Source organism: Egicoccus sp. AB-alg2 (assembly GCF_041821065.1).
Lineage (GTDB): Bacteria > Actinomycetota > Nitriliruptoria > Nitriliruptorales > Nitriliruptoraceae > Egicoccus.
Map to the genome: position 1 here is coordinate 435,924 of NZ_JBGUAX010000005.1, position 15,643 is coordinate 451,566.

Annotated in this window: 20 protein-coding genes; 4 read left to right on the plus strand and 16 right to left on the minus strand. The window is 72.9% G+C overall.

Translation table 11 applies throughout. From position 1 onward, the window contains the following. Window positions 1-31 precede the first annotated feature (31 nt). The 14 genes from ACERM0_RS11870 to ACERM0_RS11935 form a co-directional block, all read right to left on the minus strand. Complete coding sequence (locus tag ACERM0_RS11870) at window positions 32-277, minus strand: hypothetical protein (protein WP_373678803.1); 246 nt, start codon at window positions 275-277, stop codon at window positions 32-34. After that, window positions 274-1,419: a hypothetical protein gene (locus tag ACERM0_RS11875; RefSeq protein WP_373678804.1), complete on the minus strand. Its 1,146-nt coding sequence runs from the start codon at window positions 1,417-1,419 to the stop codon at window positions 274-276. The genes ACERM0_RS11870 and ACERM0_RS11875 overlap by 4 nt, the downstream gene beginning before the upstream one ends. After that, on the minus strand, window positions 1,397-3,487 hold the full coding sequence (locus ACERM0_RS11880; protein ID WP_373678805.1) for a flagellar biosynthesis protein FlhA: 2,091 nt from the start codon (window positions 3,485-3,487) through the stop codon (window positions 1,397-1,399). Before ACERM0_RS11880 ends, ACERM0_RS11875 begins: the two co-directional genes overlap by 23 nt. Continuing rightward, on the minus strand, window positions 3,484-4,554 hold the full coding sequence (locus tag ACERM0_RS11885; protein ID WP_373678806.1) for a flagellar biosynthesis protein FlhB: 1,071 nt from the start codon (window positions 4,552-4,554) through the stop codon (window positions 3,484-3,486). Before ACERM0_RS11885 ends, ACERM0_RS11880 begins: the two co-directional genes overlap by 4 nt. 113 nt (window positions 4,555-4,667) lie before the next feature. Continuing rightward, a complete protein-coding gene (locus ACERM0_RS11890) occupies window positions 4,668-5,453 on the minus strand; it encodes a flagellar biosynthetic protein FliR (RefSeq protein ID WP_373678807.1) in 786 nt (261 codons plus the stop codon). A gap of 13 nt (window positions 5,454-5,466) precedes the next feature. Then, window positions 5,467-5,736, minus strand: a complete 270-nt coding sequence (locus tag ACERM0_RS11895; protein ID WP_373678808.1) for a flagellar biosynthetic protein FliQ — start codon at window positions 5,734-5,736, stop codon at window positions 5,467-5,469. Between the two features lie 8 nt (window positions 5,737-5,744). Continuing rightward, window positions 5,745-6,545: a flagellar type III secretion system pore protein FliP gene (gene fliP / locus ACERM0_RS11900; protein ID WP_373678809.1), complete on the minus strand. Its 801-nt coding sequence runs from the start codon at window positions 6,543-6,545 to the stop codon at window positions 5,745-5,747. Window positions 6,546-6,588: 43 nt separating this feature from the next. Next, a complete protein-coding gene (locus tag ACERM0_RS11905; RefSeq protein ID WP_373678810.1) occupies window positions 6,589-7,086 on the minus strand; it encodes a flagellar biosynthetic protein FliO in 498 nt (165 codons plus the stop codon). Further along, on the minus strand, window positions 7,083-7,391 hold the full coding sequence (gene fliN / locus ACERM0_RS11910) for a flagellar motor switch protein FliN (RefSeq protein ID WP_373678884.1): 309 nt from the start codon (window positions 7,389-7,391) through the stop codon (window positions 7,083-7,085). The genes ACERM0_RS11905 and fliN overlap by 4 nt, the downstream gene beginning before the upstream one ends. Further along, on the minus strand, window positions 7,391-8,350 hold the full coding sequence (locus ACERM0_RS11915; protein ID WP_373678811.1) for a flagellar motor switch protein FliM: 960 nt from the start codon (window positions 8,348-8,350) through the stop codon (window positions 7,391-7,393). Before ACERM0_RS11915 ends, fliN begins: the two co-directional genes overlap by 1 nt. A gap of 62 nt (window positions 8,351-8,412) precedes the next feature. Then, a complete protein-coding gene (gene fliL / locus ACERM0_RS11920) occupies window positions 8,413-8,865 on the minus strand; it encodes a flagellar basal body-associated protein FliL (RefSeq protein ID WP_373678812.1) in 453 nt (150 codons plus the stop codon). Beyond that, entirely contained in the window at window positions 8,862-9,656 is a 795-nt protein-coding gene (locus ACERM0_RS11925; RefSeq protein ID WP_373678813.1) for a flagellar motor protein MotB, read from the minus strand. Before ACERM0_RS11925 ends, fliL begins: the two co-directional genes overlap by 4 nt. After that, on the minus strand, window positions 9,656-10,453 hold the full coding sequence (locus ACERM0_RS11930; RefSeq protein WP_373678814.1) for a motility protein A: 798 nt from the start codon (window positions 10,451-10,453) through the stop codon (window positions 9,656-9,658). The genes ACERM0_RS11925 and ACERM0_RS11930 overlap by 1 nt, the downstream gene beginning before the upstream one ends. Before the next feature lie 2 nt (window positions 10,454-10,455). Continuing rightward, complete coding sequence (locus ACERM0_RS11935; protein WP_373678815.1) at window positions 10,456-10,698, minus strand: flagellar FlbD family protein; 243 nt, start codon at window positions 10,696-10,698, stop codon at window positions 10,456-10,458. A gap of 208 nt (window positions 10,699-10,906) precedes the next feature. Between ACERM0_RS11935 and ACERM0_RS11940 the strand changes: the two genes are divergently transcribed. From ACERM0_RS11940 to ACERM0_RS11955, 4 genes are all read left to right on the plus strand, one after another. Further along, a complete protein-coding gene (locus ACERM0_RS11940; protein ID WP_373678816.1) occupies window positions 10,907-12,118 on the plus strand; it encodes an EAL and HDOD domain-containing protein in 1,212 nt (403 codons plus the stop codon). 110 nt (window positions 12,119-12,228) lie between these two features. Next, on the plus strand, window positions 12,229-13,233 hold the full coding sequence (locus ACERM0_RS11945) for a DUF389 domain-containing protein (protein ID WP_373678817.1): 1,005 nt from the start codon (window positions 12,229-12,231) through the stop codon (window positions 13,231-13,233). Then, the gene (locus ACERM0_RS11950; protein WP_373678818.1) at window positions 13,145-13,495 is read left to right on the plus strand and encodes a hypothetical protein; all 351 of its coding nucleotides are present in this window, start codon (window positions 13,145-13,147) and stop codon (window positions 13,493-13,495) included. The genes ACERM0_RS11945 and ACERM0_RS11950 overlap by 89 nt, the downstream gene beginning before the upstream one ends. A 500-nt stretch (window positions 13,496-13,995) precedes the next feature. Further along, window positions 13,996-14,217, plus strand: a complete 222-nt coding sequence (locus ACERM0_RS11955; protein ID WP_373678819.1) for a hypothetical protein — start codon at window positions 13,996-13,998, stop codon at window positions 14,215-14,217. Between the two features lie 168 nt (window positions 14,218-14,385). Here ACERM0_RS11955 and flgF read toward each other — a convergent pair whose 3' ends face one another. After that, window positions 14,386-15,174, minus strand: a complete 789-nt coding sequence (gene flgF, locus ACERM0_RS11960; protein ID WP_373678820.1) for a flagellar basal-body rod protein FlgF — start codon at window positions 15,172-15,174, stop codon at window positions 14,386-14,388. A 26-nt stretch (window positions 15,175-15,200) separates the two neighbouring features. Then, complete coding sequence (locus ACERM0_RS11965) at window positions 15,201-15,635, minus strand: flagellar hook assembly protein FlgD (RefSeq protein ID WP_373678821.1); 435 nt, start codon at window positions 15,633-15,635, stop codon at window positions 15,201-15,203. Window positions 15,636-15,643 lie beyond the last annotated feature (8 nt).

Consider the following 15,643-nt stretch of genomic DNA (forward strand, 5'->3'; position numbering starts at 1 on the left):
TCTATCGACCTTCCGACGGCCGTCCGGACATTCAGCCGACGGCGACCTGCTCCTCCTGCTCGGCGCGGGCCGCGGTGCGCCGCTCGACCCGCCGCAGCGCGCCGGTGAGCACCAGGCGGGCGACGTTGCCCAGGGCGACCACGGCCACGGCGACGCTGAGGGCACGCACGGCAGCGTCCACCGGCGTGATCGCCCCACTGGCCATCAAGGCCAGGATCGGGATCAGCGCCAGCATCCCCAGACCCGCGAACAGTCGCCGCAGCGGACCCGCGCTCATCGGACCGGCACCAGGTCGCGCACGGCCAGGGCGACGTCCAGCGGTCGCGCCCGCCCGGCACTGGCACCGAGCGATCCGTAGCCGAGCACCAGCCCGAGTTCGACGGCGACGCGAAGCGCCTCGGGCAGGTACTCCTCGTCGGCCCACGACACCGCCAGCGGGTCGCGGTGCAGCAGGTCGCGCCACCCCTTGCCGCCGACGACGAGGTGCAGCCAGCGGCCCTCCCGCGCCCGGTCGAGCCACTGGAGGCTGGTCTGCGAGCCCGTGACGGCGGCCGCCACGTCTCCCAGCGCGTGCAGCGGCTGGCCGACCGAGGTGACCGGCATCCCGATCGCCGTCGCCAGGCCACGCGCCCGCGGTCCGACGAGCAGCGCCCGTCCGGTCGGCAGCGGCCGGCACAGCGGCCGCAGCGCCTCGGCGAGCGCGAAGGTCCACGCGACGTCGTCGGCCGGATCCGCGACGTCCAGCGACTGCACGAACGCGACCGGCAGGCCCAACCGCACCAGCGTCGTCCGCGACCACGCCCGTGCGTCGCCGGCCGGAGTGTCCACGTCCGCGTCGACCACGGGTGTGACGGTGCCGAGACCGGCGGTGGTCGGCTCACCGACGCCGGCGTCCGCCCAGGCCGGCCGGCGCAGGTCGGCGGCCTCCGGCCACGTCACCGGGGCGGTCGGCGGTGGCGGGGTCGGTGGCTGCTCGGTCGCGGCGGCCGCACCCGGCGCATCCGTCGGTTCGGCCGTCGGCCCGTCAACGGCCTCCGTCGCCACGGTGTCAGGAGCCAGTTGCCGCCGCAGGAAGGTCGCGAAGTCGATCTCCTCGGGCGCCGTGTCCGCGTCGGCCAGCAGCCGGTCGATCGGGGAACTCACGCCGATGGAGGGCTCGACCGGCGGCGGGACGGCCGTCGGCTCGTCGGCTGCCGCGGCGTGGATCTGCACGACCTCCTTGGCGAAGAACCCGCCGATCCCGCCGCGCAGGACACGCTTGGCCGCGACGATCCGGGCGTCGGCACCGTAGGTCGCGTGGACCTCGGCGAGTGCGGCCTCGGCCGTGGGCGCCTCGGCGACCAGGGTCGCGCCGGCGACGGGCGTGTCCTCGGCGAGGGTCGCCGCGGGCGGGTACTCAGACGTCTGCGTGCGCGGCACCGATGGCTCCGATCACATTGAGCTGCAGGTGGGTGGGCAGTTCGGGGTAGGCGACGACGGCGACGTCGACACCGGAGGCGGCCAGGGCGTTGCGCAGCGGGCGGCGCAGCAGCTGGCCGCAGACGACGGCGACCGGCGCGCCGGGCGAGCGGTTGACCAGCTCGGCGGCCTCGGCGATCAGGGGGGCGAGTCGGGCGGGTTCGACGATCAACTGCAGGGTCCCGTCGATGTCGCGGACCCGTTCGTGCAGCTCGCCCTCGACGGCCGGCGCGAGGGTGATGGCGCCGAGGTGGCCCTCGGGCGCGATGCGGGCGAGGATGCCGGCGCCGACGGCGACGCGCGCGGCGGCGACGAGCTGGTCGAGCGAGCGTGTCTCGCGGGCACGGCCGGCGACCGCCTCGACGATGCGGGCGAGGTCGCGGATGCTGACCCGCTCGCGCAGCAGCTCGCGCAGCACGTCGTGCAGGACGGCGATCGGCAGCGACTCGGTGCCGACCTCGTCGGCCAGGAGCGGCTCGTCGTAGCGCAGCGATTCGACCAGCTGCTGGACCTGCTGGCGCGACAGCAGCTCGCCGGCGTGCCGGCGGGCGATCTCCGCGAGGTGGGTGACGACGACGGCGGACCGGTCGACCACGGTGGCGCCGGTCGCGGTGACACGGCTGCGCGCCTCGACCGGGATCCAGTAGGCCTTCAGCCCGAACACCGGCTCGACGGTCTCCTCCCCCGGCACGCCACCGAGCTCGTCACCGACCGCCGGCAGCGCCAGCGCCCGGTCACGCGGCGCCGTGCCACGGGCCACCTCGACGCCGTGGAGCAGGATCCGGTAGGTGCCCGAGGGCAGGGTGACGTCGTCGGCGGTGCGCACGAGCGGCATCACGACGCCGAGCTCCTCACCGATCTGTCGGCGCAGGGCGCGGACCCGCTGCAGCAGGTCGCCGCCGGCCTCCTGGTCGGTGAGGTCGAGCACGTCGTAGGCCAGGTGCAGCTCGAGCGGCTCGACGCGCAGCTGCTCGATGAGTGCCCGCGGGTCGTCGGGGTCGAGGCGGACGACCGAACCGTCCCCTTCGCCGGCGTCGCCGCCGGTCGCGGCCTCGGCCGCCTTCGCGGCGTTGGCGCCGCGGGCGCCGAGCACGAGCAGGGTGACCACGATGGCGACGAAGGGCAGCTTGGGCAGGCCGGGCAGCAGGCCGATGCCGGCCATGACCAGCGCCGCGATCCGCAGCACGCGCGGGTCGCGCAGCAGTTGGCGGCCGACCGTCGGACCGAGGTCCTCCTCGCCGTCGACCCGGGACACCAGCAGACCGGTCGCAGCGGAGATGAGCAGCGCGGGGATCTGGCTGATGAGGCCGTCACCGACCGTCAGCAGCGAATAGGTCGAGGCCGCCTCCCCCGCCGACATCCCGGCCATCGTGATGCCGATGACCAGGCCGCCGATCAGGTTGATCACGACGATGACGATGCCGGCGATCGCGTCGCCCTTGACGAACTTCGACGCCCCGTCCATCGCGCCGTAGAAGTCGGACTCCTGTGCGATGCGGGTACGGCGCTCGCGGGCTTCGCGCTCGTCGATCAGGCCGGCGGCGAGGTCGGCGTCGATCGCCATCTGCTTGCCGGGCATGGCGTCGAGCGCGAACCGGGCACCCACCTCGGCGACGCGGCCCGCGCCGTTGGTGATCACGACGAACTGGATGACGACGAGGATCAGGAAGACGACCAGACCGACGACGATCGACCCGCCCACGACGAAGTTGCCGAACGTGGCGATCACCTTGCCGGCGTAGCCGTCGAGCAGGATCAGCCGGGTCGACGACACGTTCAGCGCCAGCCGCATCAGCGTGGTGAGCAGGATCAGCGACGGGAAGCTCGACAGGTCGAGCGTGTCGCGCAGCGTCAGCACGGCCAGCAGGATCAGCAGCGCGAACGCGAGGTTCAGCGCCAACAGCAGGTCCAGGAGCACCGGCGGGATCGGCACGACCATGGTGATGACCGCGCCGACCAGCAGCAGCGGCACGATCGAGCGGGCGAGGTTGCGGCCCCCGCGGGCCGTGGTGCGTGCGCCGTCGCTCATGCCGCGCCCGCCCGCTGCAGCAGCCGGCTGCCCGGGCCGCGCCCGGAGCGGCGGTAGGCGAGCGCGAGCACGACCGCGACCGCCTCGTAGAGGGCGGCCGGGACGTGCTGGCCGACCTTGCAGCGCTTGTACAGCGCGCGCGCGAGCGGGATGTCGGGCGTGATGGGCACGCCGTGCCGGCGTGCGATCGTCTTGAGCTTGTCGGCCACGAGGTCGGCACCCTTCGCGACGACACGCGGCGCCCCCTCGGTGGGGTCGTAGCGCAGCGCGACGCACAGGTGGGTCGGGTTGGTGATGAGCACGTCGGCGGTGGCGACGTCGCGCAGCATGCGGTTGCGTGACAGGTCGCTGGCGCGGCGGCGGCGTTGGGCCCGCAGCAGCGGATCGCCCTCGGTGTCCTTGTGCTCGCGCTTGATGTCGTGGTGGCTCATCTTGATCTGGCTGGCGGTGCGCCACCGCTGGTAGGCGTAGTCGGCACCGGCGATCACCAGGGCGAGCAGCGCGGCCCGGATCAGGATCGTCCCGTACACGCCGGTGAGCCGGTCGATCCCGCCGGCCAGCGTGCGGTCGGTCTGCAGGTGGTCTTGCCAGACCGCCAGGGTCGGCCACACGACGATGGCGACGGCACCGAGCTTGAGCATGGACCGGATCAGCTCCCAGCCGGCCACGATGGGCTTGAGCTTCTCCAGGCCCTTCTTCGGGGACAGGTTCTTGAGCTTCGGCTTGGCCAGCTTCGGGTTGACCTTGAACCCGACCTGCACCACGCCGCTCACCAGGGCCGCGAGCACGGAGGCGATCAGGAAGGGGCCGGCGAGCACCATCGCCATCTGCAGGGCGCGGGGACCGGCGTCGGCCAGCGCGTGGGCGCTGCCGGCGGTGCGGAAGACCTCGGACAGGTCCCCCATCGTGCGGCGGACCATCATCGGGCCGGCGGCCGCCAGGGTGGCGAGGAGCGCGGCGAACGAGGCCGCGACGGCGACCTCCTGTGAGCGAGCGACCGTCCCCTCGTCGCGGGCCTTCTTGCGACGCTGGGGCGTGGCCTTCTCGGTCCGCCCATCCTTTGCCACGGTTCCGGCTACCTCGGTCCAGTTCCGACCGGCCCGTCCGTGGCCCTGCTGGCGCGGATCCTTCCGCTGCGCCGCCCTGTCGGCCGCACGCGCGAACGCTCAAGCACCCGTCGCTACGCGGGCGGGACGGTGCCGCCCAGGCCACGCAGGACGGCCTCGAGGGAGCGCACCACGGTCGTCTCCACGCCGTCGACGGCGTCGGGGAACAGCACCCAGGCGGAGCCCACCACGGTGATCGCGGCCAGGATCTTCGCCGGCATGCCGAGCATGAAGATGTTGGCCTGCGGGGCGAAGCGGGCGGCCAGCCCCATCGCGAGCTCCAGCATCAACAGCACGCCGATGACGGGCAGGGCGAGCTCCACGGCCGAGCGCATCAGCTGCGAGACCAGGTCGACGACGACGCCCGTGAGGCCCGGGGCGGGGGTGAGCGCCCCACCCAGCGGGATGATGCGGGCGCTGGCGACCAACCCGCCGACGAGCAGCGCCAGGCCCCCGCCGACCACGAACAGCGCCAGCCCGGTGAGGTGGAACAGCCGGGCGAACACGCCACCCTGGTCGCCCTGCATGGGGTCGAACACGGTCGCGATCGACAGCCCGGACACCAGGTCGATGATCCCGCCGGCGGACGTGAACAGATGCAGGATCAGCCCGCTGACGTAGCCCAGGGCGACCCCGACGACCGCGTTGACGAGCCCGGCGGCGAACAGGTCACCCAGCTCGACCACGCCCGGCACCGGCCGGACCATGGCCAGCGCCACCGCGAACGTCGCCGCGAGGCGGGCCGTGGCCGGCAGCGCCCGGCCGAGCAACGGCGAGGCGATCGCGAACGCGGCGACGCGCGTCACGGCCAGCACGAGCCCGACGGCCCACGCCGCGTCGACCGGGACGACCACGTCCACCCGTGCCCCCCGCTCAGCCGACGAGGGTGGGGATGGAGCCCCACAGCTGCTGGGAGAAGCTGACCAGCTCGCGCAGCATCCAGTTGCCGCTGACCAGCAGCACCGCTGCCAGCCCGATGACCTTGGGCACGAAGCTGAGGGTCATCTCCTGGATCTGGGTGACGGTCTGGAACAGCGACACGCCGACGCCGACCACCAGGGCGACGCCCAGCAGCGGGCCGGCCAGCTTGGACGCCACCAGCATCCCGTTGGCGAAGATCTCGAGGACCTGCACGTCACTCATGCGGTCACCTATCCCATGACGGAGGAGACGAGGGAGCGGGCGATCAGGGCCCACCCGTCCACCAGGACGAACAGCAGCAGCTTCAGCGGCAGGGACACGAACACCGGCGGCAACATCACCATGCCGAGCGACATCAGCACCGCGGCCACGACCAGGTCGATGATCAGGAACGGCACGAAGATCACGAACCCGATCGTGAACGCGGTCCGCAGCTCGGAGATCACGAACGCGGGGATCAGGGTGGTCGGGCCGACCTCGGAGGCGTTGGCGGGTGCCTGCTGGCCGGCCATCTCGGTGAACATCCGCAGGTCGCTCTCGCGGGTCTGGGCCAGCATGAAGTCGCGGAACGGCTCGTAGCCGGCCTCGGCGGCCGCCATCGCGTCGACCTCGCCGGCCAGCAGCGGCTGCAGGGCGACCTCGTTGACCTGGGACAGCGTGGGCCCCATCGCGAACAGCGTGAGGAACACCGCCAGCCCCAACAGGACCTGGGCGGGCGGGACCGTCTGCAGACCGAGGCCGTTGCGCACCAGGCTCAGCACGACCACGAAGCGGGTGAACGTGGTCATCAGCAGCAGCAGGATCGGCGCGATGGCCGCCACCGTCAGCAGCAGCACCAGCGTGACCGTGCGCGACAGCCCGCTCTCCGCGTCTTCGAGCGTGACGGTCAGGCTGCTGGCGTCCTCGACGCCGGGGGTCCGACCGACCTCCTCGGGGGCGGTCGGCGCCGTCGGCGGAGCCGGTTCGGGCACCTGGGCCGACGCCGGCGCTGGCGCGCCGAGCAGCGTGAGGAGCAGTCCGACGAGCAGCACGGCGGGCAGGAGCCGAAGCCTGATCCCCGGACGACTCCGGCGATCAGCGGCGGAGCGGGACACGGAGCGGCCTTCCCGCGCCGCGTGGCGGCGGCGAGACGCGGACCGTCATCGCGCGGAGACGGTCGACGAGGCCGATCCCTGGCCCTGCTTCGTTCGCGGCCGACCCGACCGGTCCGAGCAGCGCGTCCAGCGCCTCCTCGGTGGCCGGCGTCGACCGGACGTCGTGCGGAGCGGCGTCCGTGCGCTCCGTGGTGGTGAGGTCGAGCACGTCCGGCTCGACGGCCGAGGGCACGGCCGCAGCGGCCGCCTCGGGGTCCTGCTCGAGTTCGGTGAGCAGTTCGATGCCCTTCTCGCCGGCGCCGACGAGCAGCCGGCGGTCGCCGACCTCGACGACGGCGACCACGGCGTTGCGGTGCAACGCGGTGCGGCCCAGCACGCGCACGCCGCCGGGCTGGCTGCTCTTCAGGCGTCGCAGCAGCAGCGGGGTCGCCGCGAGGGCGCCCAGCAGCAGCAGGCCGAGCAGGGGCGAGTCGATCACGCGCCGACCCGGCCGAGCAGCTCGGAGATGCGCACGCCCAGTTCGTCACCGACGACGACCACGTCGCCGCGGGCCACGGGGGTGCCGTTGGCGAGCACGTCGACGGGCGCGCCGGCGAGCCGGTCGAGCTCCACGACGCTGCCCTCCTGGAGGCGCAGCAGCTCACGCAGCGGCAGCCGCACGCGACCGAGCTCGACGGTGACCGTCAGCTCGACGTCGGCGAGCAGGTGCAGGTCCCCGGCGGGGCCCAGGCCGGCGCCGGCGGTGAGGTCGGGCAACTCGGCACGGGTGGCGGTCTCGGGCATCACGACACGAGCTCCTGGGTCAGGGCGGCCAGCGGGTCGGCGGCGCGTGCGCTGGCGGGCGGGGTGACGATCTGGACGGCGAGGCGGCGCCCGCGCCGGCCGGGGTGGGCACGGCCGAGGTCGTGGCCGTCGCAGGCCAGCCGCGCCGGCGCGCCGACGGGGTGGTCGAGCGACAGCACGTCGCCGGGCTGCAGCCCGGCGAGGACGGAGGCGGGCAGCGTGGAGCCCCCGAGCACGACCCGCAGCTCGAGCGGGGCGTCCAGGAGCGCGCCGCGGGCGACGGACGCGGCGGCCGGGTCGACGTCCTCGGGCGTGCCGCCGGCCAGCGCGTCGAGGTGGCCGAGCAGGGGTGCCACCGGGTAGCCGATGCTGAGCAGGCCCTGGGCCGGCAGGTCGCCGCGGACCTCGATGCGGTAGGTGAGCAGCAGCAGCAGCTCGCCCGGTGCGGACAGCTGCATCGGCTGCGGGCTGGTCTCGATGCCGAGCAGCTCGGACGGCTCGCCGCCGAGGTCGCGCAGGGCTTCGTCGATGGCCCGGACGGCCGGCGTCAGCAGCCCGCTGGCGATCAGTCCCGTCTCGAGGTCGGTCGGGCGGCGCGGCACGGCCGTCTCGGCCGGGTCGCCGGGGCCGCCCAGGAGCCGCTCGACGAGCAGCAGTGCCAGCGGGAGGTCGAGGTCCAGCAGCGCCGTCGCACCCAGCGGTCCGACGCGCACGCTGGCCAGCGCCGTCGGCGTGGGCAGCGTCTTCACGTAGTCGTCAACCGACAGCTGCTCGGTGGCGAGGTGCTCGATCTCCAGCACGGCGTGGGTGGAGCCGGTCCACGCGCTCGACAGCCGCCGCACGAACGCGTCGTGGGCAGTCTCGAAGACCACGACCGCGTCCCGGTTGATCCGGCTGGGTCGGCGGAAGTCCACCGGGGTCACGGTCGTGGTGGACACGTCGGCCAGGGCTCGGCTCACGGGTACCTCCACGTCGAGGTGCCCGTCGGCCGGCCCCGGAACCGGTCAAGCGGTGGCCGGCGTCACTGCACGAGCAGCTCCGTGAGCACGACCCGGCGGATGACGTCGTCGCCCCAGATCTTCTTCGCGTCCTTCGTGAGCGCCGCCCGCAGCTGGTCCGAGCCCTCCGAGCTGCGCAGCTGGTCGGCGCGCATGCCCGAGACCTCGCGCAGCAGCGCGTCCTGCAGCAGCGGCGTGCGCGGCTGGATCGCCGCCGGGTCCGCCCCTTCGACCAGCACGATCGCCAGCGACACGCGCGCGTGGCTGGGCGAGTCGACCCCCAGCGTGGTGGTGAGCGGGTCCAGCGCGACGATCTCGCCGTCGGCCGCGGCCGGCGGTTCCTCGGCGGCGGCCGGTTTGAGGAACAGCCACCACCCGGCGACCGCGGCGACCACCAGCACCAGGACGGCGCCCAGCAGGACGAACTTCCTCGACGTCTTCTCGGGTTCGGTCGTGACGACCACGGCCTCGCTCATGCGGCGGCCTCCTCTTCCAACAGCACGACGATGTCCACGCGCCGGTTCTTGGACCGGTTCGCGGGTGACGAGTTGGGCACGAGCGGACGGTGCTCGCCGTAGCCGACCGCCCCCACCTTGGTCGGCGGCAGCCCGTGCTCCTCCACCATCAGCCGCAGCACGGCCACGGCACGGTCGGTGGACAGGTTCCAGTTGTCGTAGCCAGCCCGGCGCAGCGGCAGGTCGTCGGTGTAGCCCTCGATCATGAGCTGGTTGGGGAAGTCACCCAGGATCGTCGCGACGGCCCCCAGGATCTCCCGGCCGCGATCGTCGATCTCCGTCGACCCGAGCGCGAACAGCACGTCGTCGGTGGCGATCGACACGACCAGGCCGCGCTCCTCGCGGCGCTGCTCCACCAGCGCCTCCAGGCCGGCGTCCTGCAGCGCCTCCTCGAGCCTGCCGGCGATGCGGTCCAGCTGTGCCTCCCGGGCGGCGTCCACGGCCGCGGCGGCCGCTTCCATCGCCTCGGGCAGCACCGCCGTGTCGGCCGGCTGGATGCCCGGCTGGTCGACGTCCAGGCCGTTGCCGTCGGGCAGCAGCCCGGTCGCCTCCGGCAGCATGCCCTGGGCGGCGTTGTTGCCGAACGGCACCGTCAGGCCCTGCACGAACGAGGCCCACTTCAGCTGGTCGATCGTCGACATCGAGTACAGCATCACGAAGAAGGCCATCAGCAGCGTGACCATGTCGCCGTAGGTGGCGAGCCAGCGTTCGTTGCCGCCGCCCTTGGCGGCGCGCCGACGACGGGCGGGCATCAGGCAGCCTTCCCGGCGGACCGGTTGAGCCGGTCGGCCACACCCAGACGCTGCGAGGGCGGCAGGTAGGACTCGAGCCGCTCGATGACCCCGCGCGGGCTGGCACCGCGGCGGATCGTCAGGATGCCGTCGAGCGCGACGTCCATCGCGGCCAACTCGACGTCGTTGAGGCGCGTGAGGCGTTCGGCGATCGGGTTGAACACCAGGTTGGCGAACATCACGCCGTAGAGCGTGGTGAGCAGCGCCAGCGCCATGCCCTTGCCGAGCTGGGAGGGGTCGGTGAGGTTGCCGAGCATGTTGATCAGCCCGATGACGGTGCCGACCATCCCGAACGTGGGCGCATAGCCGGCCAGCGACCGGAAGAAACCGATGGCGGTGTTGTGCCGCTCGTCGAGGGCACTGATCTCGATCTCCAGCGTGTCCTTCAGGACCTCTTCGTCGACGCCGTCGACCAGCAGTTGGACGCCGGTGCGCACGAAGCGGTCGTCGATCTCGTCGAGCTTCGCCTCCAGCGCCAGCATCCCGTCGCGGCGGGCGACCTCGGCCAGCAGCCCGAGCTGGGTGATGGTGTCCTGGACGTCCAGGGACTGGCCCTTGATCGCCTTGATGGCGCTCTTGGGCACGGCCGTGATCTCGGACTTGCGGTAGGCCATGACGCCCGCGCCCAGGGCACCGAGCAGCACCAGGACCGCCGAGGACGGGCCGATGAGCGGGCCGAACGAGTTCCCGTCGATCAGCGTCGCGACGATGATGCCGAGCAGGGCGAGGACGAACCCGCCGAGGAAGAGCGGATCCACGGTCAGTGCTCCTCGTCGCGCACGACGGACAGCGTGGGCCCGGCGGCGCGCAGGTCGTCAGCGGCGACCAGCAGGGAGGCGCGGAAGGCGACGATGCGTTCCACGACCGAACGCGGTTGCTCCTCGACGATGACGCGACGGCCGTCGACGAGCGTCAGCACCGTGTCCGGGGTCGCTTCGATCGACTCGATGAGGTCCGCGTTGACGAACATCGGTTCGCCGCGGAGTCGGTGCACGAGGATCACTGCCGCACCTCCATGTGCTGGCACTGCGGGCACGTCCGTATGCCCTCCCTCTCTGATCGGCGCGCCGATCACCGGCTGAAGCGGCGCGTGCGCCATTCGACCGTGGCCGGCGCGGTGCGGTCCCCGTACCGATGGAGCCGAACCGCGCAAGCCGGCGCCCGGACGGCCGACCAGGTGACGACGAATGCCGCGACGGGGACCGGATCCGTTGTCGAACCTCCTTGGCCAGGTGCTGGTGGCGCGCCAGCAGATCGTCGACGCCCGCTTCCGCGCGGTCGGCTACGAACTGCTCCACCGTCCCGTCCCGGACGTGGCCAGCGGCGCACCGCCGCTGGACGGGCGGGCCGCCACCGCGCGCGTGATCGTCAACGGCCTGCTCGCGCTGGGCCGCGGGGCGCTGACCGGCGGTCTGGAGGCGTGGATCAACATCCCGCCGTCGATGTTCCTCGCCGGCGACCTGCACGCGCTGCCCAGCGACGGTGTCACGCTGGAGGTCCTCGAGGAGAGCGCCGACGACCCCGCCTTCCGCCAGGCGCTCACCCAGCACCGCGAGGCGGGGTTCCGGCTGGCGTTGGACGACCTCGTCCCCGACGACCCGCGCCTGGGACTGGTCGACCTCGTCGACGTGGCGAAGGTCGACCTGCTGGCCGCACCGCTGGACGACGCCCTGGCGTTGGTGGCGCAGCTGTCCCCGCGCTGCACCGTGCTGGCCGAGAAGGTCGAGGACGCCGAGGTGGCCCGCCGCGCCCTGGCCGCCGGCGCCACGCTGCTGCAGGGCTTCCACGTCACGCGCCCCGAGGTGCTCGGCGCCGTGCGGCCGCTCGGGCTGCCCGCTGCGCACCTGCGGCTGCTGCGGGCGCTCGCCGACGAGGAGGTCGACCTCGGACGGGTCGCCGACCTGGTGCGCAGCGACGTGATGCTGGCGGACCGGTTCCTCCGGCTGGTCCGGCGTGAGGTCGGCTGGCGTCCGCTCAGCGGTGTCCAGGACGGGCTGCTGTTCCTCGGGCAGCGGGCCGTGCGGCGGTGGGTTTCGTTGCTGGTGTTGGCCGCGACCGTGCAGGACGACACCGCCGACCTCGTCGCGCGTGCGGCCGGGCGCGCCCGCTTCTGCGAGTGCCTCGCCGAGACGGCCGGCACGCCGGCCGCCTTCGACGCCTTCGTGCTCGGCCTGTTCTCCGTCCTGGGGCCCGACGGGCGGGTCGCACCGACGGTCATCGCGGAGCTGCCGCTGGAGCCCGCGGTGCAGACGGCGCTGGTCACCGGCGAGGGGCCGCTGCGACCGCTGCTGGACCTGGCCATGACCGCCGAGCAGGCGGCATGGGACCCCCTGCTGCTTGCAGGCGCCGCGCACGGTTTCAGCGGCGAACAACTGGCCCGCGCCAGCCTCGAGGGCCTGCGTTTCGACGCCGCCGCCGGCTGACGCTCGCGCTGCGGGCTCGCGGTCCGCGGTCTGTCCGATGGGAGGCCCTCAGCACCGCGCGGTCCCTCGTCGCGACCTTGACTCGACCCCCGACGCCGAGGAGGGCCGACGTGCGGCAACTGCTGTTCTGGGTTCGCAGCGACCAGGCCGAGGAGGTCTGCACCCGTGCCGCCGGCGCCGGAGCGACCCACACCTTGCGGGTGGCCGCCACACCGGGGCAGGGACCACCGCAGGAACTGCTGTACGTCCACCTGCCGAACGACCGGTTCGATGCCGTGCTGGCCGCCCTCGAACCCGTGGAGGAACTGCGCGGAGCATTCGACCGTGACAGCATCGTGCTGATCGAGCCACCACCGCAGGCACTGCCGGACCAGGTCACCGACGTCACCTCGCGAGGACCCTTGGAGATCCTCGTCGAGGGATTGCAGAGCCTGGGTGCGTGGCCTCCGTTCCTGCTCTACTCCGCGGTCGCCGGGGCGGTCGTCTGGGCCGGTCTCGTGTCGGACACGACCTTCCTGCTGACGGCCGCGATGCTGATCGCCCCCTATGCCGCGCCGGCGATGACGACGGCCCTGGCCACGGCTCGGGGTGACGCGCGTCTGCTGCGGCGCAGCGTGGGGCGGTACGTGTCCGGCATCGCCACCACGGCGGTGGTGGCGGCGCTGCTGACGCTGACCGTCGGTGGGCGTGACCCGACCCCATTGATGGTGCGCGTGGCAGATGTCGGCACGACGGCGATCCTGCTGCCGATGGCCGCCGGCGTCGCCGGAGCGCTGAGCTTCGGCCGAGCCGACCGCACCGGCATCGTCTCCGGCGCCGGGGTCGGCATGCTCGTGGCGCTGGCGCTGGCACCCCAGGCGGGGCTGCTCGGCATCGGTCTCGTCCTGGGCGAAGCGCACCTCGTGACGTCGGCTGCGTTCGTCGGTGCGATGCAGCTGGTCGGCATCAACGTCGCCGCCGGCCATCGTGTTCCACGTGATGGGGGTGCGCCGGACGATCCCGCGGGCGCGCGACGGGAGTCGGCTCGTGGGACTGGCCACCATCGCCGTCACCGTCGTGGCCCTCGCCGGGCTGCTGGGCCTGCAGTGGGCGACCGCCCCGGCGCTCACGCGTGAGACGGTGACGACGCGGGCGCAGGCGATCGCCACCGCGGTGCTCGACGAGACGCCAGGCGTGATCCCGGTCGCGGCCGAGGCCCGCTTCCCACTGAGCTCGCACGTCCCCGACGAGCTCTTCGTCCTGCAGGTCGAGGTGCTGCGTACGGAGGAATCCGGCGACATGGAGGACGAGCTTGCCGCGCTGGTCCTCGAGCGGCTGCGCAGCGAGTTCCCCAACGCCGACCCGCGCGTCGCCGTCGACGTCGTCGGCGCCCATTGACGCGGTTCGCTGCCGCCGGCCCGCCTGCGGACCACCGTCTGCGAGGCGCCTTCGCGGCATCGCGGACCGAAACGGGTGCGAGTATGCACGTTGCTCAGCATCCGATCTCGGTGCGCTTCGTGCCATACCGGCTACCTCGCCTCTCAGCGTCGAGGCTGGTCCGCGATGGCATGACCGGGGGTGCGCGCAATGGCGGCCGCCCCCGCCATCGGTGGCGCCGCTCCCGACCCACCGCGGTCCGGCCACCACGCTGGGCCACCCGCGGCGGGTTGCGCCCGGCGAATCCCGGTCTCTCGGAGGCCGGCGGTCACCGGGCGGGCGGCCGCCTCGCACCGCCTTCCTGACAGGGACGTCTGCAATGGACGTTCGGGGTCCCCGGCCGAAGGGCCCAACCCCACCAAGACAGGGTTGGTCGCCTCAGCAGACGCTCGGCCAGCCGCATCGGCAGACAGGGAAGCGTCATGTACGGCGAGACCACTACTCCACAGGGAGGGATGCGCATGGCGGAGGACATGGAAGACCGGGTTCGAACTCTGGAGACCGCGCAGGCCACACAGGCGGCGACACTGGCGGGCGCGCAGGCGACGCAGACGGCCGGCATGGCCGGAATGAGCTCGACCATGACGGCCATGCAGGCCGGCACGATGGGAACGATGGTGGCGGGCGCCGCCGGTCTGATCATCGGCATCTTCCTCGGGATGGCGATCGCGAAGAGCCGGTAGCGCGCGTCGCCGGGCCGGTGGCAGGCGGTGAGCCGTTGACGCGACCTCGCCGCGACGGCGTCGACGGCGCCGCGTACGCCGGGCGGTGCGCGACGAGATGACAGACGCGCGTCCAGTACGACGGGAGGCCGGCCCATCGGGCCGGCCTCCTCGCAGGTCGTGGCGTGGTCAGCGCTTGAGGTTGACCAGTTCCTGCAGCAGTTCGTCGCTGGCGGTGATGGTGCGGGCGTTGGCCTGGAACCCGCGCTGGGCGAGGATCAGGTTGGTGAACTCCGCGGCCATGTCGACGTTCGACATCTCCAGCGTGCCGGCCTGAAGACCCCCCAGCCCGTTGCCGTCGCCGGGGACGCCGACGATCGGCGCGCCGGCCGCGTCGCCGGCGTCGAACAGGCCGTTCCCGACGCGGGTCAGCCCGCCCGGGTTCGGGAAGCGGGCCAGCTGGATCTGACCGAGCTGCTGCTGCTGGCCGTCGACCCGGCCGGTGACGGTCCCGTCCGAACCGATGGCCAGGTCGGTGGCCTGGCCGACGTTGATCGGACCGTTGGTGCCGGTGACGCGCAGGCCCTCCGGGGTGACGAGGTTGCCGTTGTTGTCGACGCCGAACGCGCCGGCACGCGTGTAGAAGTTGGTGCCGGCGGCGTCCTGCACGACGAAGAACCCGTCGCCCTGGATCGCCACGTCGGTCGCCCGGCCGGTCACCTGCGAGGCGCCCTGGGTGAAGACCAGGTCGGTGGCCGCGACCGACGAGCCCAGTCCGAGCTGCATCGGGTTGACACCGCCGTTGTTCGCGCCGCCGGCGGTGCCGCCGCGCACGACCTGGGTGAGTGTCTCCTGGAAGGTGGTACGTACCGACTTGTAGCCGGCGGTGTTGACGTTGGCGACGTTGTTGCCGGTCACGTCCATCATGGTCTGGTGGGACCGCAGCCCGGAGACCGCGGAGAACATCGAACGAAGCATCGGATGGCTCTCTTCTCGCCTGGCGATCAGGCGTCGTCGGTGGTGCGGCGGACCTCGGTGACCTGGTCGAAGGGGACTTCCTGTCCCCCGATGTCCAGGACCGGGCCCAGCGTCGTGTAGCGAACGGCGTCGACGACGCCTTCGACGGTGCCGCCATCCGTGGCGAGCGCACTGACGTTGGATCCGACCAGCCCCGCGGCGGCCACGGCGTTCTGCAGGCCGAGGTCGCGACGCTGGAGGGTTGCGAGCTGTTGGACGGCGTCGAGCTGCGCGAGCTGCGCCGTCTGCATCATCATCGCGGTGGGATCGGACGGGTTCATCGGGTTCTGGTAGCGCAGCTGGGCCACCATGAGCTGGAGGAAGCCGTCGCTGCCGAGACCGCCGAGCGCGGTCAGGGCACCGTCACCGGTGGGCAGGCCGGCGGTCGCGCCGATCCCGGTGCCCGTGGCGATGGTCGTCATCGTGGACT